This window comes from Andreprevotia sp. IGB-42, from assembly GCF_009848685.1.
Lineage (GTDB): Bacteria > Pseudomonadota > Gammaproteobacteria > Burkholderiales > Chitinibacteraceae > Andreprevotia.
In genome coordinates this window covers 239,918-259,436 of record NZ_WXTX01000005.1, presented here as the reverse complement: position 1 = coordinate 259,436, position 19,519 = coordinate 239,918, and the positions used below count along the sequence as shown (strand labels likewise).

Here is a 19,519-nt window from a genome sequence, read left to right as displayed (position 1 = left end):
TTAAATCTTCAACTCGAGAAAGGAGAGTGTTATGCCAGCGAAATCAATAAGCTTCGGTTCTCTTCATTTTGAAAAAAAGGAAGCTGCGGCTACATACCTAAAAGAGATGCTTCACCGCTATGATGTAGGCGATAGAGTCAACACAGCGGATACACAAGTCCTAACAAATGCATTACTTCACCATCCGGACGCCAATGAAAAAATCGGATGCGGAATTTCTTACTTTAGCGTACGCAGCGCTGACTTTGGAACCAAATGCTTTTGGATCAACCGATTAGATGGAACAACTGAAAAATTTTCTTATTCGAAATGCATTTACCCAAAGCGAACTGCAAATACAACCACCTAACTTAATTTGAACAAGCGCAACCTGCAGTAATCTTAATCAAAAAAATAACATTCAACCGCATAAAGCAATTGCGCTTTCTCTCGAAAGTCCAAAAAAGCCCAGCATGTCTTGGGCTTTTTTGCTAGTTACAACCAACAGTCTTTTCAATCCCAGCTCAACGCCCCACCCGTCTGATATTCCGTCACTCGGGTTTCGAAGAAGTTTTTCTCTTTCTTCAGGTCGATCATTTCGCTCATCCACGGGAACGGGTTGGTTACGCCGGGGAAGAGTTGGTCCAGGCCGATCTGTTGCAAGCGGCGGTTGCAGATGAAGCGCAGGTATTCCTTGAACTGGCCGGCGTTCAGGCCCAGCACGCCGCGTGGCATGGTGTCTTCGGCGTAGGCGTATTCCAGGTCTACGGCTTTACGGAACAGTTCTAGCAGCTCTGCCTTGAAGGCATCGGTCCACAGCTGCGGGTTTTCCTGCTTGATGGTGTTGATGAGGTCGATGCCGAAATTACAATGCATGGATTCATCACGCATGATGTATTGGTATTGCTCGGCGGCGCCGGTCATCTTGTTCTGGCGGCCCAGCGCCAGGATCTGCACGAAGCCGACATAGAAGAACATGCCTTCCATGATGCAGGCGAACACGATCAAGGACTTCAGCAGCTGCTGATCGGTTTCTTGCGTGCCGGTCTTGAAGTTGGGATCGGTCAGCACATCGATGAACGGGATCAGGAACTGATCCTTGTCGCGGATGCTGGTGACTTCGTTATACGCATTGAACACTTCGCCTTCGTCCAGGCCCAGCGATTCAACGATGTATTGATAGGCATGGGTGTGGATGGCTTCGTCGAACGCCTGGCGCAGCAAAAACTGGCGGCATTCCGGGCTGGTGATGTGGCGATAGGTGCCCAGCACGATGTTGTTGGCAGCCAGGCTGTCTGCAGTCACGAAGAAGCCCAGGTTGCGCTTTACCAGGCGCTTTTCGTCTTCGGTCAGGCCGTTGGGGCTTTTCCAGAGTTCGATATCGCGCTGCATGTTCACTTCTTGTGGCATCCAGTGGTTGGCGCACTGGGCCAGGTACTTTTCCCACGCCCACTTGTGCTTGAACGGCACCAGCTGGTTGACGTCGGTGGTGCCGTTGATCACCCGCTTGTCCAGCACGTTGACGCGTGCGCCAACGGCGGCATGCGCTGCCGCTGCAGCAGGCGCGGTGCCGTACGATGGCACTGCAGCCGTCGGGGCCGCTGCCGGGGTGGCCGGGCGGGCTTGGGGGGCGGTTTCAACAACGTCGTCGTCAAAGCTCAGCATGGGTTGGGTTTCCTTGTTCCGGATTGCTAAATGGTCTGTATTGCGTGTTCGGTACTGCGTGTTCGATGCTGTTCGGTAGTCCATCCGGCGGCTTGCCGGCTCTTTACTGGGCCGCGCGCGCCTTGGGGATGCGCACGACGATATTGTCTGTCTGCAGTACCTGGCGGCGCACCACCAAGTGATCAAAATCGCGCTTCTGCCGGTCGGTCAGCGCCGCGCTGGGCCGGAAGTTGAGCGAGATATGCGCATCGCCCAGGTACACCACTTCACCCGCATTGATGTGGAATGGTGCATCCAGCGGTACTTCCTCGTAGCGGCTGATGGCAAGCCCCAGGCCGGGGCCACCGTCAAACCACCAGCCGTAGATTTTCTGGATCACGTAATCGCCCGGTGGCAACGCCTGCACGAACACCCTGCCCTTGTCGTCCGGCGCGCTGCCGGATACGCGGATGTAATCGGTCAGTATCGATACCTGCATATTGCTGCGGCCGGCCGGGCCGGTAACCAGCACCCCGGCGGTGGCGCCTTCCCGATCCAGCGAATCGAGCGTGACGGCCAGCACTGCCAAGCCCATGCCGGGCGGTGCCGCCAGCTTGCCATCCTGCATGGGCAGCGGCTGGCTGGCGCAGGCACCCAGCAGCAGTACAGCGAACAGAACAGCCAGATTACGAAGCGTCGAAATCATTGTTGTTTCCCTGTGACTGCAGTGGGTAGAAGGTTCGACCCTGGCAATACGCCAAAGTTTTAACCTTGCCGAACAGTACCTTGCCACTACCGGATAGCCCGCTCACGCTGGCGATCCGGGCCTTGCTTTAACCCGGTGCTGCGCGTTGCTTGCGCAATGCGCTCCGGGTTGTGGCTGCGCCGCTTCTCCAGACGGCGTGCCCTGCCAGTATTACTGGCAAGCCTCGCAGTCTGGGTTGTCAATACTGCAGAACTTCATGTCGCTGGCTGGCGTGTTGTCCACCGCTTCCGCTACCGGTGCTGCGGCAGCCGATGCTGCTACTGCCGGTGCAGAAGCAAACACGGCGGCCGGGGCGCTGGAGGCTGCGGCGATGGCACCGGCAGCTTCGGCCGATGCGGCGCTGTAGCCACCGGATACCGGTACCGAGTTCAGCTCACCACCGCGGCCGGTCGATTTCTCGGCGTTGGATGCGGCCAGCGTACGCAGGTAATAGGTGGTTTTCAGGCCACGGATCCATGCGTGCTTGTACAGCTCGTCCATCTTCTTGCCCGATGCACCGGCCATGTAGATGTTCAGGCTTTGCGCCTGGTCGATCCACTTCTGGCGGCGCGATGCGGCTTCCACCAGCCACTTCGGGTCCATTTCGAACGCGGTGGCGTACAGGTCACGCAGGTCTTGCGGGATGCGGTCGATGCGCGATACCGAGCCATCGAAGTACTTCAGGTCCGAGATCATCACTTCATCCCACAGACCGCGCTCTTTCAGATCACGCACCAGGAAGTCGTTGATGACGGTGAATTCGCCAGACAGGTTCGATTTCACGAACAGGTTCTGGTAGGTCGGCTCGATGGATGCGGCCACGCCAACGATGTTGGAGATGGTAGCCGTCGGTGCAATGGCCAGGCAGTTGGAGTTGCGCATGCCGTAGGTGGCAATGCGTTCACGCAATGCATCCCAGTTCAGGCGTACGGTGTCGTCCACTTCCAGGTAGCCGCCGCGCTCTTCCGCCAGCAGTTTCACCGAATCGTGCGGCAGGATGCCACGGTCCCACAGGCTGCCCTTGAAGCTCGGGTAGGCGCCGCGTTCCTGTGCCAGCTCGGTGGAGGCCCAGTATGCGTGGTAGGCAATGATTTCCATCGATTCGTCGGCAAACTCGACTGCGGCATCCGATGCATACGGCTTGCGCAGTGCGTACAGGCAATCCTGGAAGCCCATGATGCCAAGGCCGACCGGGCGATGCTTGAGGTTGGACGTGCGCGCCTTGCGCACCGGGTAGAAGTTGATGTCGATCACGTTGTCCAGCATGCGCATGGCAATGCGGGTGGTGCGGGCCAGCTTTTCGCTATCAAGCGAGCGGATGCCGTCGGCATCGATCTTGACGTGGTTGACGAGGTTGATCGAGCCCAGGTTGCACACGGCGATTTCGTCGTCGTTGGTGTTGAGCGTGATCTCGGTGCACAGGTTGGAGCTGTGTACCACGCCCACGTGCTGCTGCGGGCTGCGGATGTTGCACGGGTCCTTGAAGGTGAACCATGGGTGGCCGGTTTCGAACAGCATGGTCAGCATCTTGCGCCACAGGGTGAGCGCCGGCAGCTTCTTGGCTACCTTCATTTCGCCACGCGCGGCTTTTTCTTCGTAGCGCACGTAGGCGGTTTCGAAGGCCTTGCCGTACAGGTCGTGCAGATCCGGGGTTTCGGACGGGCTGAACAGGGTCCAGTCGGCGCCATCCATCACGCGCTTCATGAACAGGTCGGGAATCCAGTTGGCGCTGTTCATGTCGTGGGTACGACGGCGGTCATCGCCAGTGTTCTTGCGCAGCTCGAGGAACTCTTCGATGTCGGCGTGCCAGGTTTCCAGGTACGCGCACACCGCGCCCTTGCGCTTGCCGCCCTGGTTCACCGCCACGGCGGTATCGTTCACTACCTTCAGGAACGGCACGATGCCTTGCGATTTGCCGTTGGTGCCCTTGATATGGCTGCCCAGTGCACGCACGGGGGTCCAGTCGTTGCCCAGGCCGCCGGCAAACTTGGACAGCAGCGCATTTTCCTTCAGCGCTTCGTAGATGCCGTCGAGGTCATCGGCCACGGTGGTCAGGTAGCAGCTGGACAGCTGCGAGCGGCGGGTGCCGGAGTTGAACAGCGTGGGTGTGGACGACATGAAGTCGAACGACGACAGCAGGTTGTAGAACTCGATGGCGCGCGTTTCGCGGTCCACTTCGTTCAGCGCCAGGCCCATGGCCACGCGCATGTAGAACGATTGCGGCAGCTCGATGCGGGTGCCTTCCACGTGCAGGAAGTAACGGTCGAACAGCGTTTGCAGGCCCAGGTAGCCAAACTGGTAATCGCGGTCGTGATCCAGCGCGGCGCCCAGGCGGGCCAGGTCGTACTGGGCCAGGCGCTCGTCCAGCAGCTCGGCTTGGATACCCTTCTTGATGAACTTGGGGAAATACTCCGCGTAGCGGGTGGTCATTTCCTCGTGCGCCACTTCTTCGCCCAGCACTTCGCGGCGCAGGCTGTTGAGCAGCAGGCGCGCGGTCACTTGCGAGTAGGCCGGGTCTTGTTCGATCTGCTGGCGCGCAGCCATGATCACCGACTTGCGCACTTCTTCCGCCGGTACGCCGTCGTAGATGTTCTTGAGGGCTTCGGCCAGGATGGCGCCCTGGTCGGTGGTGGATTCCAGGCCGGTACATGCGGAGGTGATCAGCGCCTTGAGCTTGCCCAGATCCAGCGGGCGGCGGGTGCCGTCTTCGTACAATACGTTGATGGCGTGGTGCTGGTCTTCGCCTTCCACCACCTTGGACGAACGCTCTTGCGAGCGGCTTTCGCGGTACAGCACGTAGGCACGCGCCACGTCGTGCTCGCCCGAGCGCATCAGTGCCAGTTCAACCTGATCCTGGATGTCTTCGATATGGATGGCGCCGCCTTCCGGCTTGCGGCGCATCAGCGCGGCAACCACGGCGTCGGTCAGCGCGGCAACGCGCTCGCGCACGGCGGCGCTCGATGCTGCATGGCTACCCTGGACGGCAATGAAGGCCTTGGTCACGGCCACCGAGATCTTCAGCGGCTCGAATGCAACCACCGAACCGTTGCGGCGGATGGTCTTGTAATTGGCGTACACACCAGTGGTTTGCGGTGCGAGCGAATCGGCGGTATCGGTCATACGGCCTCCGGCGGCGGTGTCCAGCGTAGCGTACATGGGGCTATCCTCGAGAGCAGAGACTTGTTCAGTGGCGCGTTGTGCAAAAGCTGTGAATAATTTGTGGAGAAACACTAGATGTTGTGGTCTTTGGTTACTTTCGACACAAATACTAGGGGAAGAGCGCGCTCTGGCGCAACCCGGAATTGATGTGGTACAGGACAGGCGGCAGGGCCGGAATGGTGCATGCGGCGCAAAGCCAGCAACCACGCGGGATGCACGCTGTGGCATCAAAGCGACAGCCCGCTGAAAGCGCCATCACCCCGGGAAACCCCCTATGCGACAGTGGTGGAAAAGCCACTTGGGGCAGCCGCGACGGCACCGCCCGTCGCCCGGGATGCAGCCGTGACAGCCCCCGCCGACAGCCGATTGCGCCCCCAGCCTATGCCGGCCTTGCAGCCACGGTGGCACACTGCGCCACAGACCTGAATCCATCGGGCGGAGGTGCACGCATGTCTTCTTTTGCGCTTTATCTGATTGGCGTGGTGATCGCCATTGTCGGCCTAGGTTATGTGGCTTATCTGGCGCATGCGCCCACTCACTGGGTAATCGCCGGCGTTGTGGTGGCGGTGGGCCTGGGCATTATCGGTGCGGTGCGCAGCACGCGCTTCCGCGATCCGCCGTAACCGGCTGCTGCCGGGCATGGCCCGGTGATACAAGCATCAGCTGCATGAAAGCACGGGCTACCATGGGGTAGCCCGTGCTTTCCATGATGTGCCATGCGGTCTGATGTATTACCGGGCCGGTAGGTGCATGGCAACCATGCCACGACCGGACGTTGTGCAATGGGCCGCTGCTGCCAGCCTGGCAAACCATGCATCGCGCGTGGCCGGATGCACCGGCAGCCGCGACATCCACATCAGTTGGCCCCGCCTGCGTGCGCACCACACGCGGCAGGCAGGTTGGTTGGTTGGTTGGTTGGATCAGTCCAGCAGATCCATGTAGTCCTTGCGGACGTAACCCGCCAGTTGCGTCCACGGCAACACTGCAGGCATTGCTTGCGGCTTCATGGTCAGGCGTGACCAGCTGCCGCCATCTTGCGTACCCGATTCAATCACCAGCGGCATCTGGCGGGTTTCCGACCACAGCACGCGGATGTACTGCTCGCCCTTGCGCTGCTCCAACCAGCTGGCGCCGGCCTCGGTAGCGGGCTTGGCTATCTTGCGCATATTGGCCAGCTGGCGGCGGTCGATCAGCAGTGCCGAGCTATCCCAGCTGCCGTCGAAGCCGAACTGGGCGTATTCGGATTCACCCATGCGGATGATGGTTTTTTGCGGCCGGCGCACGAACTGCAGCGCGGGCTTGCCGCCCTTTTCCATGTACACGTGCTTGGCGGCGGTGGCAAAGTTGAGGTCGTGCTCATGGCCATCGTTGGCCTCGTGTTCGTGCACGGCATTGGCCGGCACCACGCGTTCGCTCCATACATGATCGCGGCTGCGCACCCAACGCTCCTGGAAAGCGGTCTGCTTGGTGACGCCCTCTGCGGAGACCACGCGGGTTTCGTAGGTGATCAGCGCGGCGGCATCCGGCAGCGGTGCAGCATGTGCGGCGCCGGCGGCCAGCACCAGCGACAGGATCAAAGCTTTCATTCGGGTCTTTCCTTGCTGAAAAAACCGCACCGGGCAGAGCCCGGCACGGTCTGGTACAGAAACGCTCTGGCGTATCGGTGGCCTGCCGTCGTTAACAGCCGCCCCGCTCAGCCAGACCGCATACAGGCGCTCAGAAGCCGTAGGCTTGCTTGATCAGGTTGAATACCTTGGTATTGTCGATCACGCCCTTGAAAGTCTTGGACGCAACACCGGCACCGGTGGCAAACAACATGACATCGCCGCCGCCGTGGCTTTCCGAACCCATGCGCAATGCCGATTCCTGCAGGTAGTCATCGTGCAGCACCTGGGTTGCATCGGTGGTGCCTTCGACCAGCATCTTGCGGGTAGCCGGACGGTTCGGGCCGTTGCCGAACACCAGCGCGGTGTAGTTGTTGCCATCAGCATCCTTCAGCTCGGTACCGTCCTTGTAGTTCTTCACCGTGCCAAGGATATTGCTGCCCTTCTTGCCGTAACCGTTGATGGTCATGGTGTGGTCGTGGTCAGCCGTCACCACGATCAGCGTGTTCTTCAGGCCCGGATCGCGCTTTTCCATTTCGGTCAGTGCGGCCTGGATGGCGTTGTCGAATGCAACTGCGTCTTCCAGCGCGCGCTTGGCGTTGGTGGCGTGCAGTGCGTGGTCGATACGGCCGCCTTCCACCATCAGGAAGAAGCCATTGGCGTTCTTGCCCAATACGTCGATGGATTTGAGCGTCATGTCGGTCAGGCTGGGCTGATCCAGGCTCTTCTTCACACGATCCAGCTCGTAATCCATGTGATCGTTGGTGAACAGCGCAAACAGCTTGCTGGTGGCCTTGCCATCGATGGCCTTGAGCTCGGCACCGGTGGATGCGTAGGTGTAGCCCTGCGCCTTCATCTCGTTGATGAGGTTGCGGCCGTCGGTACGCTTGCCGCCGGTCACCGTGGTGGGCAGGAAGAAACGGCTGCCGCCCCCCATCAGCACATCCAGGCCAGTGCCAAGCTTGGCGTTGTAGCCAGCGCCGCCCGGTACTGCCTGGGCAGCGATGGTGTTTTCCGCATCGCGATGGCAAACGTGCGAGTAGGTTGCTGCCGGCGTGGCGTGGGTGATGCGCGTGGTGGTGATGGCGCCCACGGCCTTGCCCTTGCCCTTGGCGATTTCCAGCATGGTGTCTACCGCCTTGCCGTTACTGGCCGGGCAGGTGCTGTCGGTACCGTTCAGGTAGGATTTGCCGGTAGCCGGATCGGTGGCACGGGTGTCCGGGCTCATGGAGATGACTTCGTTGTTCATCTTCACGCCGGTCATGTAGGCGGCCATCGACGGTGCCGAATCGGTGGTCTGCGCATCGTTCGAGTAGGTTTTGACGCGCGCGGTGCGGTCGAGTTTTTCCATCGACAGCGAACCGGCTTCACCATACTTGTAGATGCGTGCAGCGGTGACCGTGGCGGGGCCCATGCCATCGCCCAGGAAGAAGATCACGTTCTTGGCTTCACCAGCGGCATGCACCGGGCTGAACGCGGCCACGCAAGTCGCTGCGATCAGGGTGTGTTTCAACATCATGGCTTTCATTTTCGGTTTTCCTTGTACGCGGGTCGCTTAGATGCCGGACGCCTGGCGCAGCAGATTGAATACGTTGGTGTTGTCCATCACGCCGTGGAATACATCCGCGTTGTTGCCGATAGCGCCCAGGTAGACGTTGGTGCCACCGTGCGTTTCGCCGCCCGCGCTGACGCGGATTGCTGCTTCCTGGTGGTAGGTGCTGGCGAATACCGCGTTGTCGTCCAGTGCGGCAAAGTTCTTGCGATCACCTTGCGCACGGTTTTCACCGTTGCCGAAGCCGATGATGGTGAACGGCATGCCGTCTGCATCGGTAGCGATCTTGCCGTCGGTGTAGTTGCGCAGCAGGCCCAGCACGCCCGGGCTGCTGGCGCTGGTCTTGCCGGTACGTGCCGCGTAGCCGTTCAGTACCAGTGTGTGATCGTGGTCGGCGGTGAACACGATCAACGTGTTTTTCAGCGTCGGATCGGTTTTCTTCACTTCGTCGATGGCGGCCTTGATGGCTTTGTCGAACGCAACGGTGTCCTGCAGTGCCTTGCGGGCAGTGGTTTCATGCAGCGCGTGGTCGATACGGCCGCCTTCCACCATCAGGAAATAACCTTTCTTGTTCTGGCGCAGCGTCTGCACTGCCTTGACTGTCATATCCGCCAGGCTGGGTTCCTTGCTGGCATCGCGATCCAGGTCGTAGCTCATGTGGCTGCTGGTGAACAGGCCGATGTACTTCTTGGCTTTGGAGACATCGATGGCGTCGAATTCAGCCTTGTTGCTGGCGTAGCTGTAGCCTTTGGCCTTGAGCTCTGCAATCAGGTCACGGCTATCGGCACGCTTGCCGCCCGCGGCAACGGTCTGGAAGAACTGGCGGCCGCCGCCCAGCAATACATCGACGCCATCACCCAGCTTGCTGTTGAAACCGGCACCACCCGGCACGAACTGCGCGGCGATATCGTTTTCCGCATCGCGGTGGCAAACGTGCGAATAGGTTGCAGCCGGTGTGGCATGCGTGACGCGGGTGGTGGTGACCACACCGGTGGACAGACCCTGTGCCTTGGCGATTTCCAGGATGGTTTCCACCGGCTTGCCGTTGCCGCTGCCACAGTTGCTGGTCAGATCCTTGGTGGGATCCATGGCCTTGGTTTCCGGGCTCATGGAGATGACTTCGTTGTTCATCTTCACGCCGGTCATGTAGGCAGCCATCGAGGGGGCCGAGTCGGTCACCATCGCATCATTGGAATACGTCTTGATAAAGGCGCTTTCCGGCAGCGTATCCATGGTCAGCTCGCCATCTTCACCGACTGCATAGATGCGCGCTGCGGTGGTGGTGGCAATGCCCATGCCGTCACCCAGGAAGAAGATCACGTTCTTCGCTTGCGTCTCTGGTGCTGCAGTCGGTGCGGTGGTGGGAGCCGGGGTGGGCGTGGAACTGCTGTCGCTGGAATTGCAGGCGGCCAGTACGCTGCAAGCCAGCGCGCTCAGGATAAGGCGTTTCATGTCGGACCTCGTTGGGGTAACGAGGCGGCAGCCTAGAGGCGGTTTGTTACAGAAAAAACAAACGCAGATGAATGAAACATTGCAGGCAACGCAACACACGCTCAAACGGTTGACGCGCAACGAATATTTTTTACAAAAAAAGAGCGCCCCCAGGCGCTCTTTTCTTACGGACGGTGTGATCAGCGCATGAAATGCGCGCCAACCTTACCGATCATCGTGTCGTATCAGTGGTGATGGCCGTGTGCACCGTGCACATGGCCATGATCCAGTTCTTCCTTGCTTGCAGCACGCACTTCGCTCACGGTGGCCTTGAACACGATCTTGATGCCGGCAAACGGATGGTTGCCATCCACGGTCACCTTGTCGCCGTCGATTTCGGTGACGCGGAACAGCAGCACTTCGCCGGTGGCATCGTCTTCACCTTCGAACATCAGGCCCACTTCAACCGGCATCGGGAACACGCTGCGCTCTTCCTGGCGCACCAGTTCCGGCTCGTATTCGCCGAATGCATCATCGGCTTCCATGGAGACTTCAACCACATCACCAACAGTCTTGCCTTCCAGCGCTTCCTCTACCAATGGCAGGATATTGTCGTAACCGCCATGCAGGTAGGCGATCGGTTCTTCGGTCTTGTCGAGCAGCTTGCCCTCGACATCGAACATTTCGTAATGGAGCGTGACGACGCTGTTTTTGGCGATTTGCATCTAAGATTTTCCTAGCTGTTTGACGAGAGAGAGCACTTCCGCAGCGTGCCCTTTGGGCTGGACGTGATACAGCGCATGGCGGATCACGCCGTCCTTGTCGATCACGAAGGTCGAACGCTCAACGCCGAATTTTACCATGCCCTGCACTTCCCATTCTTTTACTGCATGGTAAAGCCGGCTGACTTCGCCCTCCGGATCGGAGAGCAGGTCGAACTCGATGCCCTCTTCGTCGCAAAAAATCTCGTGCGCCATGCAGTCATCGAGGCTCACGCCCAGCACCACGGTATCGTGCTGCCTGAACACGGAGGTACGATCGCTGAATTCCACCGCCTCGATCACGCCGCCGGGCGAGTGATCACGATTGAAGAAATACAGCACCACATGATGACGGCCGCGGAAGTCGCCAAGCCGTACCATTTCCATGCGGGCATCGGGTAATTCGAAATCGGGTGCTGCGAGGCCAGGATTCAACATCGGCGTCTCCTCGGTTGGTGCGATAATGGAGGCACTGTGTTTCAAATTCTTTTCTGATTTTTTCTTCTGTATAGCGCGATGTCACTACAACTGCTTGGCGGGATGAGCCCGCAACAATTTCTGGACGAATACTGGCAAAAAAAGCCACTGCTGATCCGTCAGGCTGTGACTGATTTCCCGGAGCTGATCGATCTGACACGATTGATCGAATTGGCGGTGCGCGACGACGTGGAAAGCCGGCTGATCGAATGCCGCGATGGCCGCTGGCACATGGAGCATGGCCCGTTCCGGCCCACGCGTTTCAACCGTTTGCCGGCATCGGACTGGACCGTACTGGTACAGAACGTGAACCAGCATGTGGACCATGTTTCCGAACTTTTATACCGTTTCAATTTCCTGCCCTATACCCGGCTGGACGACCTGATGATCTCGTACGCGCCGCCCGGCGGCAGCGTGGGGCCGCACTACGATTCATATGATGTATTTTTGCTACAGGTAGGCGGGCGCAAGCGCTGGCAGATCTCCAGCGACGATGCAGGCAACTTTGTCGAGGATGCGCCGATCCGCGTCTTGAAGGATTTCCAGTCCGAGCAGGAATGGGTGCTGGAACATGGCGACATGCTGTACCTGCCGCCCAAGTATGCACACCACGGTGTGGCGCTCGACCCGGGCATGACATATTCGATCGGCTTCCGCGCTCCCAAAACGCAGGAAGTTGCTAGTCGCTTCCTGGAATTCCTCGGGGATAACCTGCAACTGGATGGCATGCTGAGCGATCCGGGCCGCGCTGCCACCGCGACACCGGCACGTATTGATGCCGATTTTGTCGGCAGCATCCAGGCGATGCTGCAGCAAATCAGTTGGGACGATGCCACCGTGCAGCGCTTCATCGGCGAATACTTCACCGAGCCCAAATCGCACGTGGTGTACGAGGCACCGGACGACGCACTGGATTTCGATGACTTTGCCGAGGCCGTTGCCGAACATGGCATCGCGCTCGATCTGAAAAGCCAGATGCTGTTCGATGCCGAGCATATCTATATCAATGGCGAATTGCTGGAATGCGCGGCCGAGGCAATGTCGGTGCTGCAACAATTGGCCAATGCCCGCGCGCTGCCGCCGGGCGATTACGACGACACCGTGCTGGACACACTGTATGAATGCTACGACTACGGCTACCTTCACGTGGCCGGCTGATCCGCCAGTCCGCTTTGACAGCTATAGCGACTACCGCAGCGGCTTCACCAGCTTGCTGGCCACCGCGCGCCGCAGCCTGTTCCTGTACGAGCATGATTTCCGTGCTACCGATCTGGGCAGCCGTGCCAACGGTGAATTGCTGTGGACGTTTCTGAGCGGAGGCGGCACGCTGACACTGATTGCCCGCCAGCCAGAATACATTGCCAGCGATGCACCGCGCTTTCTGCAGCTCAATGACCGCTTTGGCCACCAGATGCAGCTGCTTTTGCTGCACGAGGATGTGCGCGCTGACGAACAGATGTTTACCCTGGCCGACAAGCAGCATTATCTGCTGCGCCATCACAACGATTGGCCACGTGGCAATGCGGGCAGCGATGGGGCTACCGTCGCGTTTTTGCAACAAAAAAGTCAATATTTACAAGAGGTCAGCGAATCTGCCAGCGCTTGGCGCAGGCTGGAAATCTAGGCGGGGCGCGGTGTTTACAATCGGTTGCAATTGAAGCCGCCGCAACGCACCATCAGCTGGCAAATCCGCTAGTTTTTCCGACAGAACGTGTTAGAATTCGCCCCGTCGGTCGTCAGTGATGTCAACTGCTCGAATTTCAAGCGATCGATCAATGGTCGATTGCTTAGTGTTTTTGGCCCCAACTTACATTTCTAAAGGTAATTACAATGAACAAGACTCTGCTCGTTGCTGCTCTGATCGCTCTTGGCCTGGCTGCTTGCTCCAAGACTGAAGCTCCTGTTGAAGCTTCGGCTGTTGTTGAAGCTTCCGCTCCGGTTGAAGCTGCTGCTTCGGAAGTTGCTTCCGCTCCGGTTGAAGCTGCTGCTTCGGAAGCTGTTGCTTCCGACGCTTCCGCTGCTCAGTAATAGCCAGCGAGCGTTGTAAAAGCCGACCGAAAGGTCGGCTTTTTGCATTTCTGCGGCCGGTTTTGCTTCATGCCTTTGATTTCCGGGCCTTGCCACGCCACACTGCTCGTGCCTGATGCAAAAGTAGCCTGCGGGCTGCGCTTGCTGTCTGCCCTTCTACTACTGAATAGATAGATACACGCCGCCATGTCACGCACCACGATCCTGCAGCCGCGCTGGCTGATCCCCGTTGAAGACCGTACCGTGCTTGCCAACCATGCGCTGGTCATCACTGGCAGCGAGATTGCCGCCGTGCTGCCTGCCGCCGATGCGCGCGCGCGTTATCCGGATGCCGAAGTGGTGCAGCTACCGGAACACGCACTGCTGCCAGGGCTGATCAACCTGCATGCGCACTCGGCAATGACCCTGCTGCGTGGCTACGCCGATGATCTGGCACTGATGACGTGGCTGAACGAGCATATCTGGCCGGCCGAGGGCAAACACGTCAGCGACGAATTCGTATTCGATGGCACACAGCTGGCCATAGCCGAGATGATCCGCGGCGGCACCACCTGTGCCAACGACATGTATTTCCACCACGGTGCGGTCGCGCGCGCAGCGCTGTCCAGCGGTTTCCGCATGATGGTGGGCTGCTCGATCCTGGAGTTTCCCACTCCGTATGCATCCGGTGCGGATGCGTATATCCAGAAAGCACTGGCGTGCATCGATGAATTCAAGGGCGAGCAGCTGGTGGGCTTCACGCTGGCGCCGCACGCGCCGTACACGGTGAGCGATGCCACCTTCAGCCGCGTGATCACGCTGGCGGACGAGCTGGGCATCGGCATTCACTGCCATATCCACGAAACGCAGGATGAAATCGCTGGCAGCCTGAAAGAGCATGGCGTGCGCCCGCTGGAACGGCTGGCTGGCCTCGGGCTGCTGTCCGGCCAGTTGGTGGCCGCGCACATGGTGCATATGAGCGATGCCGAGATTGGGCTGGTGGCGCGGCGCGGCGCGCATATCTCGCACAACCCGGCATCCAACCTCAAGCTGGCGTCCGGTTTTGCGCGGGTGGCCGATCAACTGGCGGCCGGCATCAATGTGGGTATCGGTACCGACGGCGCGGCCAGCAACAACAAGCTGGACATGTTTGCCGAGCTGCGCCTGGCAGCGCTGCTGGCCAAGGGCCAGAGCGGTAACCCGGAGGCGCTGCCAGCGTGGCAGGCACTGGAAATGGCCACCATCCACGGTGCACGCGCGCTGGGCTGGGAAGAGCACATCGGCAGCCTGAAAGCCGGCAAGGCGGCGGATGTGATAGCAGTCGATCTGTCTGCGCTGGGCACGCAACCGTGCTTCGATCCGGTATCGCATCTGGTTTACGCTGTAGACCGAAACCAGGTCAGCCACGTTTGGATCAATGGCGAGCTGCAACTGGCCGATGGCGAACTGACGCGTATCAGGCTGCCGCAAGTGGCAGCCCGGGCCCAGCACTGGAAAAACCGCATCAGCGCGTGATTCACCGGCAAGCTCGCCCCCCCTGAACTCGCGAGCTTGCCCCATGGATATCGAACTACCCGCAGCAGAACAGAAATCCCGCCTGAACAGCCTGGTGGCCGTTACCGTTGTCATCCTGTCCGTATGCATGGCACTGGGCAAGATCAAGGACGACAACATCGTGCAGGCGATGCAGGTGGCCAAGGCCAATGCGCTGGATACCTGGAACGAATACCAGGCCAAGAAGCTGAAAAGCTATATCGAGGAACAGGGGCTGACCAGTGCGCGCCTTGCCAGCGCCCAGGCCGACAGCGATGCCGCGCAGAAGATCGCCCCGCTGATCAGCCAGTTCGAAACCAGGATCAGCAAGCTGGCGCACGATGGCGATGCACTGATGGACAAGGCGCGCGGCTTCGAGAAGGAATACGACGACCTGGGTTACCGCGATGACCAGTTCGATTTATCCGACGCACTACTGTCCATTGCCATGGCCGTTGCCGCCATGGCCGCACTGACCGAAAAGCGCTGGATGCTGGCGCTGGCCTGGCTGTTTGGCGGTGGTGGCACGCTGTTCGGCATTGCCGGGTTTGCCGGCTGGGCATTGCACCCCGATGCCATCATCAGGCTGCTGACCTGATCTGCCAGGCCAGAACGGCAGAACGCACACACCGCAAACGCCAGATGGGCATTCAGCCGGGGCGGCTGGCGGGGTAAACTGTCGGCCTATCCTTGTTTTGATACGTCGCCATGACCGAAGCTGCAACCCTGAATGCCGATCAGGCCGAACTGGCCAAATTCTCCGCACTGGCCCACAAGTGGTGGGACAAGAACAGCGAATTCAAACCACTGCACCAGATCAACCCGCTGCGCTTGGGCTTCATCGCCGGGCATGCGGCGCTGCAGGGCGCTAGGGTGGTGGATGTGGGCTGCGGTGGCGGCATACTGGCCGAAGCGCTGGCACAATCGGGCGCGCAGGTGACCGGCATCGACCTGGCCGAGAAATCACTGAAAGTGGCCAAGCTGCATCTGTTCGAATCCGGCCTGAACGTGGATTACCGCTGCATTGCCGCCGAAGCACTGGCCGAAGAAGCACCGGCCAGCTTCGACGTGGTGACGTGCATGGAAATGCTGGAACACGTGCCCTCCCCTGCCAGTATCGTGGCGGCGTGCGAGCGCATGGTGAAGCCGGGCGGCTGGGTGTTTTTCTCCACGCTGAACCGCAACCCCAAGAGCTATGCGCTGGCGGTGCTGGGTGCTGAATACCTGCTGGGCCTGTTGCCGCGTGGCACGCACGACTACGCGAAGTTCATCAAGCCATCCGAACTGGCCCGCATGACGCGTGCGGTGGGCCTGGAAACCATCGAACTGACCGGCCTTTCATACAACCCGATCAACCAGCACTACGCACTGGGCGACGATGCCGACGTGAATTACCTGGTGGCATGCAGGAAACCGCTATGAACGCCCCCCATCCCACCCTGATCAAGGCGGTGCTGTTCGATCTGGACGGCACACTGGCCGATACCGCGCCAGACCTGGGCGCCGCACTCAACAAGCTGCTGGCCGAGGAAGGCCTGCCGGTGCAGCCCTATACCGCGATCCGCCCGATTGCCAGCCATGGCGCGCGTGGCCTGATCGGCCTGGGTTTCGGCGTAACCCCGCTGGATGCCACCTTCCTGGACTTGCGCGTGCGCTTCCTTGCGCATTACGAAGCTGCACCGCACCAGGGTACGGTATTGTTCGACGGCGTGGCCGAGCTGATCCAGGCCATTGCCGATCGCGGCCTGGCGTGGGGCATCATCACCAACAAGCCGGGCAAATATACCGAGCTGCTGATGCCGCACCTGCCATTGCCGGTAGCGCCCGCCGTGGTGGTATCAGGCGACACTGCCGCCGCCCCCAAGCCGGACCCTGCCCCCATGCTGCATGCCGCCGCGGCACTGGGCATCGCCCCGGAATACTGCCTGTATGTGGGTGATGCCGAGCGCGATATCGAAGCCGGCCGCAAGGTGGGCATGACCACGGTGCTGGCCAATTATGGCTATATCGCCGAAACCGATACGCCGCACGCATGGGGCGCCGATTTCAAGATCGAGCATCCGCTGGAATTGTTGGCGCACCTGCCGGCCTGAGCGGCAGCGCGGCGGGCACGCTCAGCGGTTTACATCCACCACATAGCGCCCGGTATGCCGGCCGGCAATGATCTCGCCGGCCGCGCCGATGACTTCGGCGAGGCCGATTTCGCTCAGTACCGCATCCAGCCTTGCCGGATCCAGCTCCGCCGCCAGCGCATCCCATGCTTGCTGGCGCACTGCCTGCGGGGCAAAGACACTATCGATGCCGGCCAGGGTAATCCCGCGCAGGATGAACGGCGCCACGGTGGCGGGCAGATCCATGCCCTGGGCCAGGCCACAGGCGGCGACGATGCCGCCGTACTGCAATTGCGCGCACACATTGGCGAGCGTGTGGCTGCCAGCGGTATCGATGGCGGCAGCCCACAGCGTTTTCTGCAATGGCTTGCCTGCGGCGGCAAAATCGCGCCGGTCCAGGATGTGTGCGGCGCCCAGTTGCTGCAGGTAATCCACCGATTCCGGCTTGCCGGTCAGCGCGGTGACTTCATAGCCGCGTTGCGCCAGCAGCAGGATGGCAATCGAGCCCACGCCGCCGGTGGCGCCGCTGACCAGCACCGGGCCGGCATCAGGCCGCACGCCGTGTTTTTCCAGCGCCTGCACGCACAGCATGGCGGTATAGCCGGCGGTGCCCAGCGCCATGGCGTGGCGGGCGCTGAATGCCGCCGGGCGTTTGATCATGCCCTCGGCCGGTAACCGGGCCTTTTGCGCCAGCGCGCCCCAGCGCGTTTCACCGGCACCCCAGCCATTGAAGATCACCGCATCGCCCTCGGCAAAGCCGGCATGATCCGATGCGATGACGGTACCTGCAGCATCCACACCCGGCACCATCGGCCAGCTGCGCACCACCGCGCCGCTATTGCTGATGGCCAGCGCATCCTTATAGTTGAGGGTGGAATAGTCCACCCGCACGGTGATGCCGTCTGCCGGCAGCAATGCATCATCCAGCGTGGTGAGCGCAGCACTGAAACCTGCCGCATCCTTGTTGAGCCAGATCGCTTCAAACATGGTGCCTCCCGATTTTCTTGATTGACGTCGCCCCGGCAAGCTTGCGATAACGGCGAACACGCCTCACCGAGTACGATAACAATGAACCTGTACCTGCGCCTGATCTGGCTGCTGCTGACCTGGCGAAAGCGCCCCGCCTGCGATCTGATGGGCCCCTGCCGCACGCCATTGATCGTACTGCCGAACGATCTGGACGTGTTCATGCACGTGAACAACGGCCGCTATTTCACCCTGCTGGACCTGGCGCGTACCGACCTGATGCTGCGCTCGGGGTTGTATGACAAGATTCAGGCGGCCAGATGGTATCCGGTAGTTGCCATGGAAACCATGCAGTTCCGCAAATCGCTCAAGTGCTGGCAGCGCTTCGAGGTGGAAACCACGGTACTGGGCTGGGATGAAAAATCCGTGTACCTAGAGCAGCGCTTCGTGGTGGGCGAGGAAACCTATGCAGTCGCGGTGATCCGCGCGCGCTTCTTGCGCCGTGCCGGTGGATCGGTGCCGTCGGCGGAGCTGATGGCGCTGGCCGGCCACAATGAAGTATCCCCGCCGTTGCCGCAATGGCTGCAGGCCTGGGGCGACGGCATGGCCGCGCTGCGCTGAGCCCTTGCCCATAATGCGCCAGCATGCTCAGTTCCACGGCGGGTTTTCACCGAAGTGCTCTACCAGCAGGTCGATGAAGGTGCGCACCTTGGCCGTCAGGTGGGTACGGTTGGGGTAGACCGCGTACAGCCAGATATCCGGGCGCGGGTAATCGCATAGCAGCGGTACCAGATCACCGGAGCGCAGGTGCTGCTGGGTGAGGATGGTGGGCTGCAGCGTGAGCCCCAACCCGTCCAACGCGGCGCGCGTGGCCATATCAGCATTGTTGACGCGCAAGCGCGGGTGTACGTTGACGGTGACCTTGCCTTCCGGCCCGTCGAACTGCCACGCGGTACCGTGGTTGGAATAGGTATAGGTAATGCAAGGGTGATTGGTGAGATCCTGCGGCGTTTGCGGTGTGCCGTGCTTGGCCAGGTAGGCCGGTGACGCCACCAGCCGCAGCTTGATGGGGCTGAGCCGCCGCGCCACCAGCGATGGATTGGGCTCTGCCGAGATGCGGATGCCCATGTCGAAGCCATCTTCTACCAGATCCACCACGCGGTCGGTCAGGTGCAGATCCACCTTCATGTCCGGATAGCGCTCGTAGTAGTCCACCATCACCGGGCCGAGGTAATTCACGCAGAAGGTGACCGGCGCGCTGATCTTGAGCGTGCCGCGCGGCTTGACGGTGGTCTGGCGCAGATTGGTTTCCAGTTCGTCCAGTTCGGACAATACCTGCTGGCAACGCTCGAAATACACTTCGCCCGGGCCGGTCAGGCTGAGGTGGCGCGTGGTGCGGTTGAGCAGCCTGCTACCCAGATGCTGCTCCAGATGTTTCACATGTTTGCTGACCATGGCGGTGGACAGCCCCAGCCGCGTTGCCGCACCGACGAAACTGCCTTGTGTGGCTACCTGATTGAACACACGCATGCTGAGCAAAGTATCCATGA

At 60.4% G+C, this 19,519-nt stretch carries 21 protein-coding genes; 11 read left to right on the top strand and 10 right to left on the bottom strand.

Annotated features, from left to right (window positions below):
* Positions 1–31 precede the first annotated feature (31 nt).
* Complete coding sequence (locus IGB42_RS10175; protein ID WP_159670943.1) at positions 32–349, top strand: DCL family protein; 318 nt, start codon at positions 32–34, stop codon at positions 347–349.
* Between the two features lie 143 nt (positions 350–492).
* Here IGB42_RS10175 and IGB42_RS10170 read toward each other — a convergent pair whose 3' ends face one another.
* The 3 genes from IGB42_RS10170 to IGB42_RS10160 all read right to left on the bottom strand — a co-directional run bounded on the left by IGB42_RS10170 (position 493) and on the right by IGB42_RS10160 (position 5,524).
* Positions 493–1,644, bottom strand: a complete 1,152-nt coding sequence (locus IGB42_RS10170; protein ID WP_159670939.1) for a ribonucleotide-diphosphate reductase subunit beta — start codon at positions 1,642–1,644, stop codon at positions 493–495.
* Positions 1,645–1,747: 103 nt separating this feature from the next.
* Positions 1,748–2,329 carry a hypothetical protein gene (locus IGB42_RS10165; RefSeq protein ID WP_159670936.1) on the bottom strand — a complete coding sequence of 194 codons (582 nt, stop codon included), beginning with the start codon at positions 2,327–2,329 and terminating at the stop codon, positions 1,748–1,750.
* Positions 2,330–2,539: 210 nt separating this feature from the next.
* Entirely contained in the window at positions 2,540–5,524 is a 2,985-nt protein-coding gene (locus tag IGB42_RS10160) for a ribonucleoside-diphosphate reductase subunit alpha (RefSeq protein ID WP_174764197.1), read from the bottom strand.
* Positions 5,525–5,976: 452 nt separating this feature from the next.
* On the opposite strand from IGB42_RS10160, the gene IGB42_RS21895 reads away from it, so the two are divergent.
* The gene (locus IGB42_RS21895) at positions 5,977–6,150 is read left to right on the top strand and encodes a hypothetical protein (protein ID WP_174764196.1); all 174 of its coding nucleotides are present in this window, start codon (positions 5,977–5,979) and stop codon (positions 6,148–6,150) included.
* A gap of 297 nt (positions 6,151–6,447) precedes the next feature.
* Here the strand turns inward: IGB42_RS21895 and IGB42_RS10155 are convergent, their stop codons facing one another.
* The 3 genes from IGB42_RS10155 to IGB42_RS10145 form a co-directional block, all read right to left on the bottom strand.
* A complete protein-coding gene (locus IGB42_RS10155; RefSeq protein WP_159670934.1) occupies positions 6,448–7,113 on the bottom strand; it encodes a hypothetical protein in 666 nt (221 codons plus the stop codon).
* A gap of 130 nt (positions 7,114–7,243) precedes the next feature.
* Positions 7,244–8,659: an alkaline phosphatase gene (locus tag IGB42_RS10150; protein ID WP_159670932.1), complete on the bottom strand. Its 1,416-nt coding sequence runs from the start codon at positions 8,657–8,659 to the stop codon at positions 7,244–7,246.
* 27 nt (positions 8,660–8,686) lie between these two features.
* Positions 8,687–10,135 carry an alkaline phosphatase gene (locus IGB42_RS10145; RefSeq protein WP_159670930.1) on the bottom strand — a complete coding sequence of 483 codons (1,449 nt, stop codon included), beginning with the start codon at positions 10,133–10,135 and terminating at the stop codon, positions 8,687–8,689.
* Here IGB42_RS10145 and IGB42_RS10140 point away from each other — a divergent pair.
* Positions 10,134–10,325 (top strand): hypothetical protein, encoded by a 192-nt coding sequence (locus tag IGB42_RS10140; RefSeq protein WP_159670928.1) that lies wholly within the window; start codon positions 10,134–10,136, stop codon positions 10,323–10,325. The two genes, IGB42_RS10145 and IGB42_RS10140, sit on opposite strands and share 2 nt — an antisense overlap.
* Before the next feature lie 34 nt (positions 10,326–10,359).
* Here the strand turns inward: IGB42_RS10140 and IGB42_RS10135 are convergent, their stop codons facing one another.
* Positions 10,360–10,839: a peptidylprolyl isomerase gene (locus IGB42_RS10135; protein WP_159670926.1), complete on the bottom strand. Its 480-nt coding sequence runs from the start codon at positions 10,837–10,839 to the stop codon at positions 10,360–10,362.
* Positions 10,840–11,313, bottom strand: a complete 474-nt coding sequence (locus IGB42_RS10130) for a peroxiredoxin (protein WP_159670924.1) — start codon at positions 11,311–11,313, stop codon at positions 10,840–10,842.
* 102 nt (positions 11,314–11,415) lie between these two features.
* Between IGB42_RS10130 and IGB42_RS10125 the strand changes: the two genes are divergently transcribed.
* The 7 genes from IGB42_RS10125 to IGB42_RS10095 all read left to right on the top strand — a co-directional run bounded on the left by IGB42_RS10125 (position 11,416) and on the right by IGB42_RS10095 (position 16,985).
* Complete coding sequence (locus IGB42_RS10125; protein WP_159670922.1) at positions 11,416–12,510, top strand: cupin domain-containing protein; 1,095 nt, start codon at positions 11,416–11,418, stop codon at positions 12,508–12,510.
* On the top strand, positions 12,470–12,976 hold the full coding sequence (locus IGB42_RS10120; protein ID WP_159670920.1) for a hypothetical protein: 507 nt from the start codon (positions 12,470–12,472) through the stop codon (positions 12,974–12,976). Before IGB42_RS10125 ends, IGB42_RS10120 begins: the two co-directional genes overlap by 41 nt.
* Positions 12,977–13,182: 206 nt before the next feature.
* Positions 13,183–13,380 carry a hypothetical protein gene (locus IGB42_RS10115; protein WP_159670917.1) on the top strand — a complete coding sequence of 66 codons (198 nt, stop codon included), beginning with the start codon at positions 13,183–13,185 and terminating at the stop codon, positions 13,378–13,380.
* 186 nt (positions 13,381–13,566) lie between these two features.
* Entirely contained in the window at positions 13,567–14,874 is a 1,308-nt protein-coding gene (locus IGB42_RS10110) for a TRZ/ATZ family hydrolase (protein ID WP_159670914.1), read from the top strand.
* Positions 14,875–14,917: 43 nt separating this feature from the next.
* Positions 14,918–15,490 carry a DUF4337 domain-containing protein gene (locus IGB42_RS10105; RefSeq protein ID WP_159670912.1) on the top strand — a complete coding sequence of 191 codons (573 nt, stop codon included), beginning with the start codon at positions 14,918–14,920 and terminating at the stop codon, positions 15,488–15,490.
* A 110-nt stretch (positions 15,491–15,600) separates the two neighbouring features.
* Entirely contained in the window at positions 15,601–16,314 is a 714-nt protein-coding gene (ubiG, locus tag IGB42_RS10100; protein ID WP_159670909.1) for a bifunctional 2-polyprenyl-6-hydroxyphenol methylase/3-demethylubiquinol 3-O-methyltransferase UbiG, read from the top strand.
* A 17-nt stretch (positions 16,315–16,331) separates the two neighbouring features.
* Complete coding sequence (locus IGB42_RS10095; RefSeq protein WP_159671163.1) at positions 16,332–16,985, top strand: HAD family hydrolase; 654 nt, start codon at positions 16,332–16,334, stop codon at positions 16,983–16,985.
* A 21-nt stretch (positions 16,986–17,006) separates the two neighbouring features.
* Here the strand turns inward: IGB42_RS10095 and IGB42_RS10090 are convergent, their stop codons facing one another.
* Positions 17,007–17,990 carry an MDR family oxidoreductase gene (locus IGB42_RS10090; protein ID WP_159670906.1) on the bottom strand — a complete coding sequence of 328 codons (984 nt, stop codon included), beginning with the start codon at positions 17,988–17,990 and terminating at the stop codon, positions 17,007–17,009.
* An 81-nt stretch (positions 17,991–18,071) separates the two neighbouring features.
* Between IGB42_RS10090 and IGB42_RS10085 the strand changes: the two genes are divergently transcribed.
* Positions 18,072–18,590, top strand: coding sequence for a thioesterase family protein (locus tag IGB42_RS10085; protein ID WP_159670903.1), 519 nt, complete (start codon positions 18,072–18,074; stop codon positions 18,588–18,590).
* 27 nt (positions 18,591–18,617) lie between these two features.
* On the opposite strand, the gene IGB42_RS10080 is transcribed toward IGB42_RS10085, so the two are convergent.
* Positions 18,618–19,517: a LysR family transcriptional regulator gene (locus IGB42_RS10080; protein WP_159670900.1), complete on the bottom strand. Its 900-nt coding sequence runs from the start codon at positions 19,515–19,517 to the stop codon at positions 18,618–18,620.
* Positions 19,518–19,519: the final 2 nt, after the last annotated feature.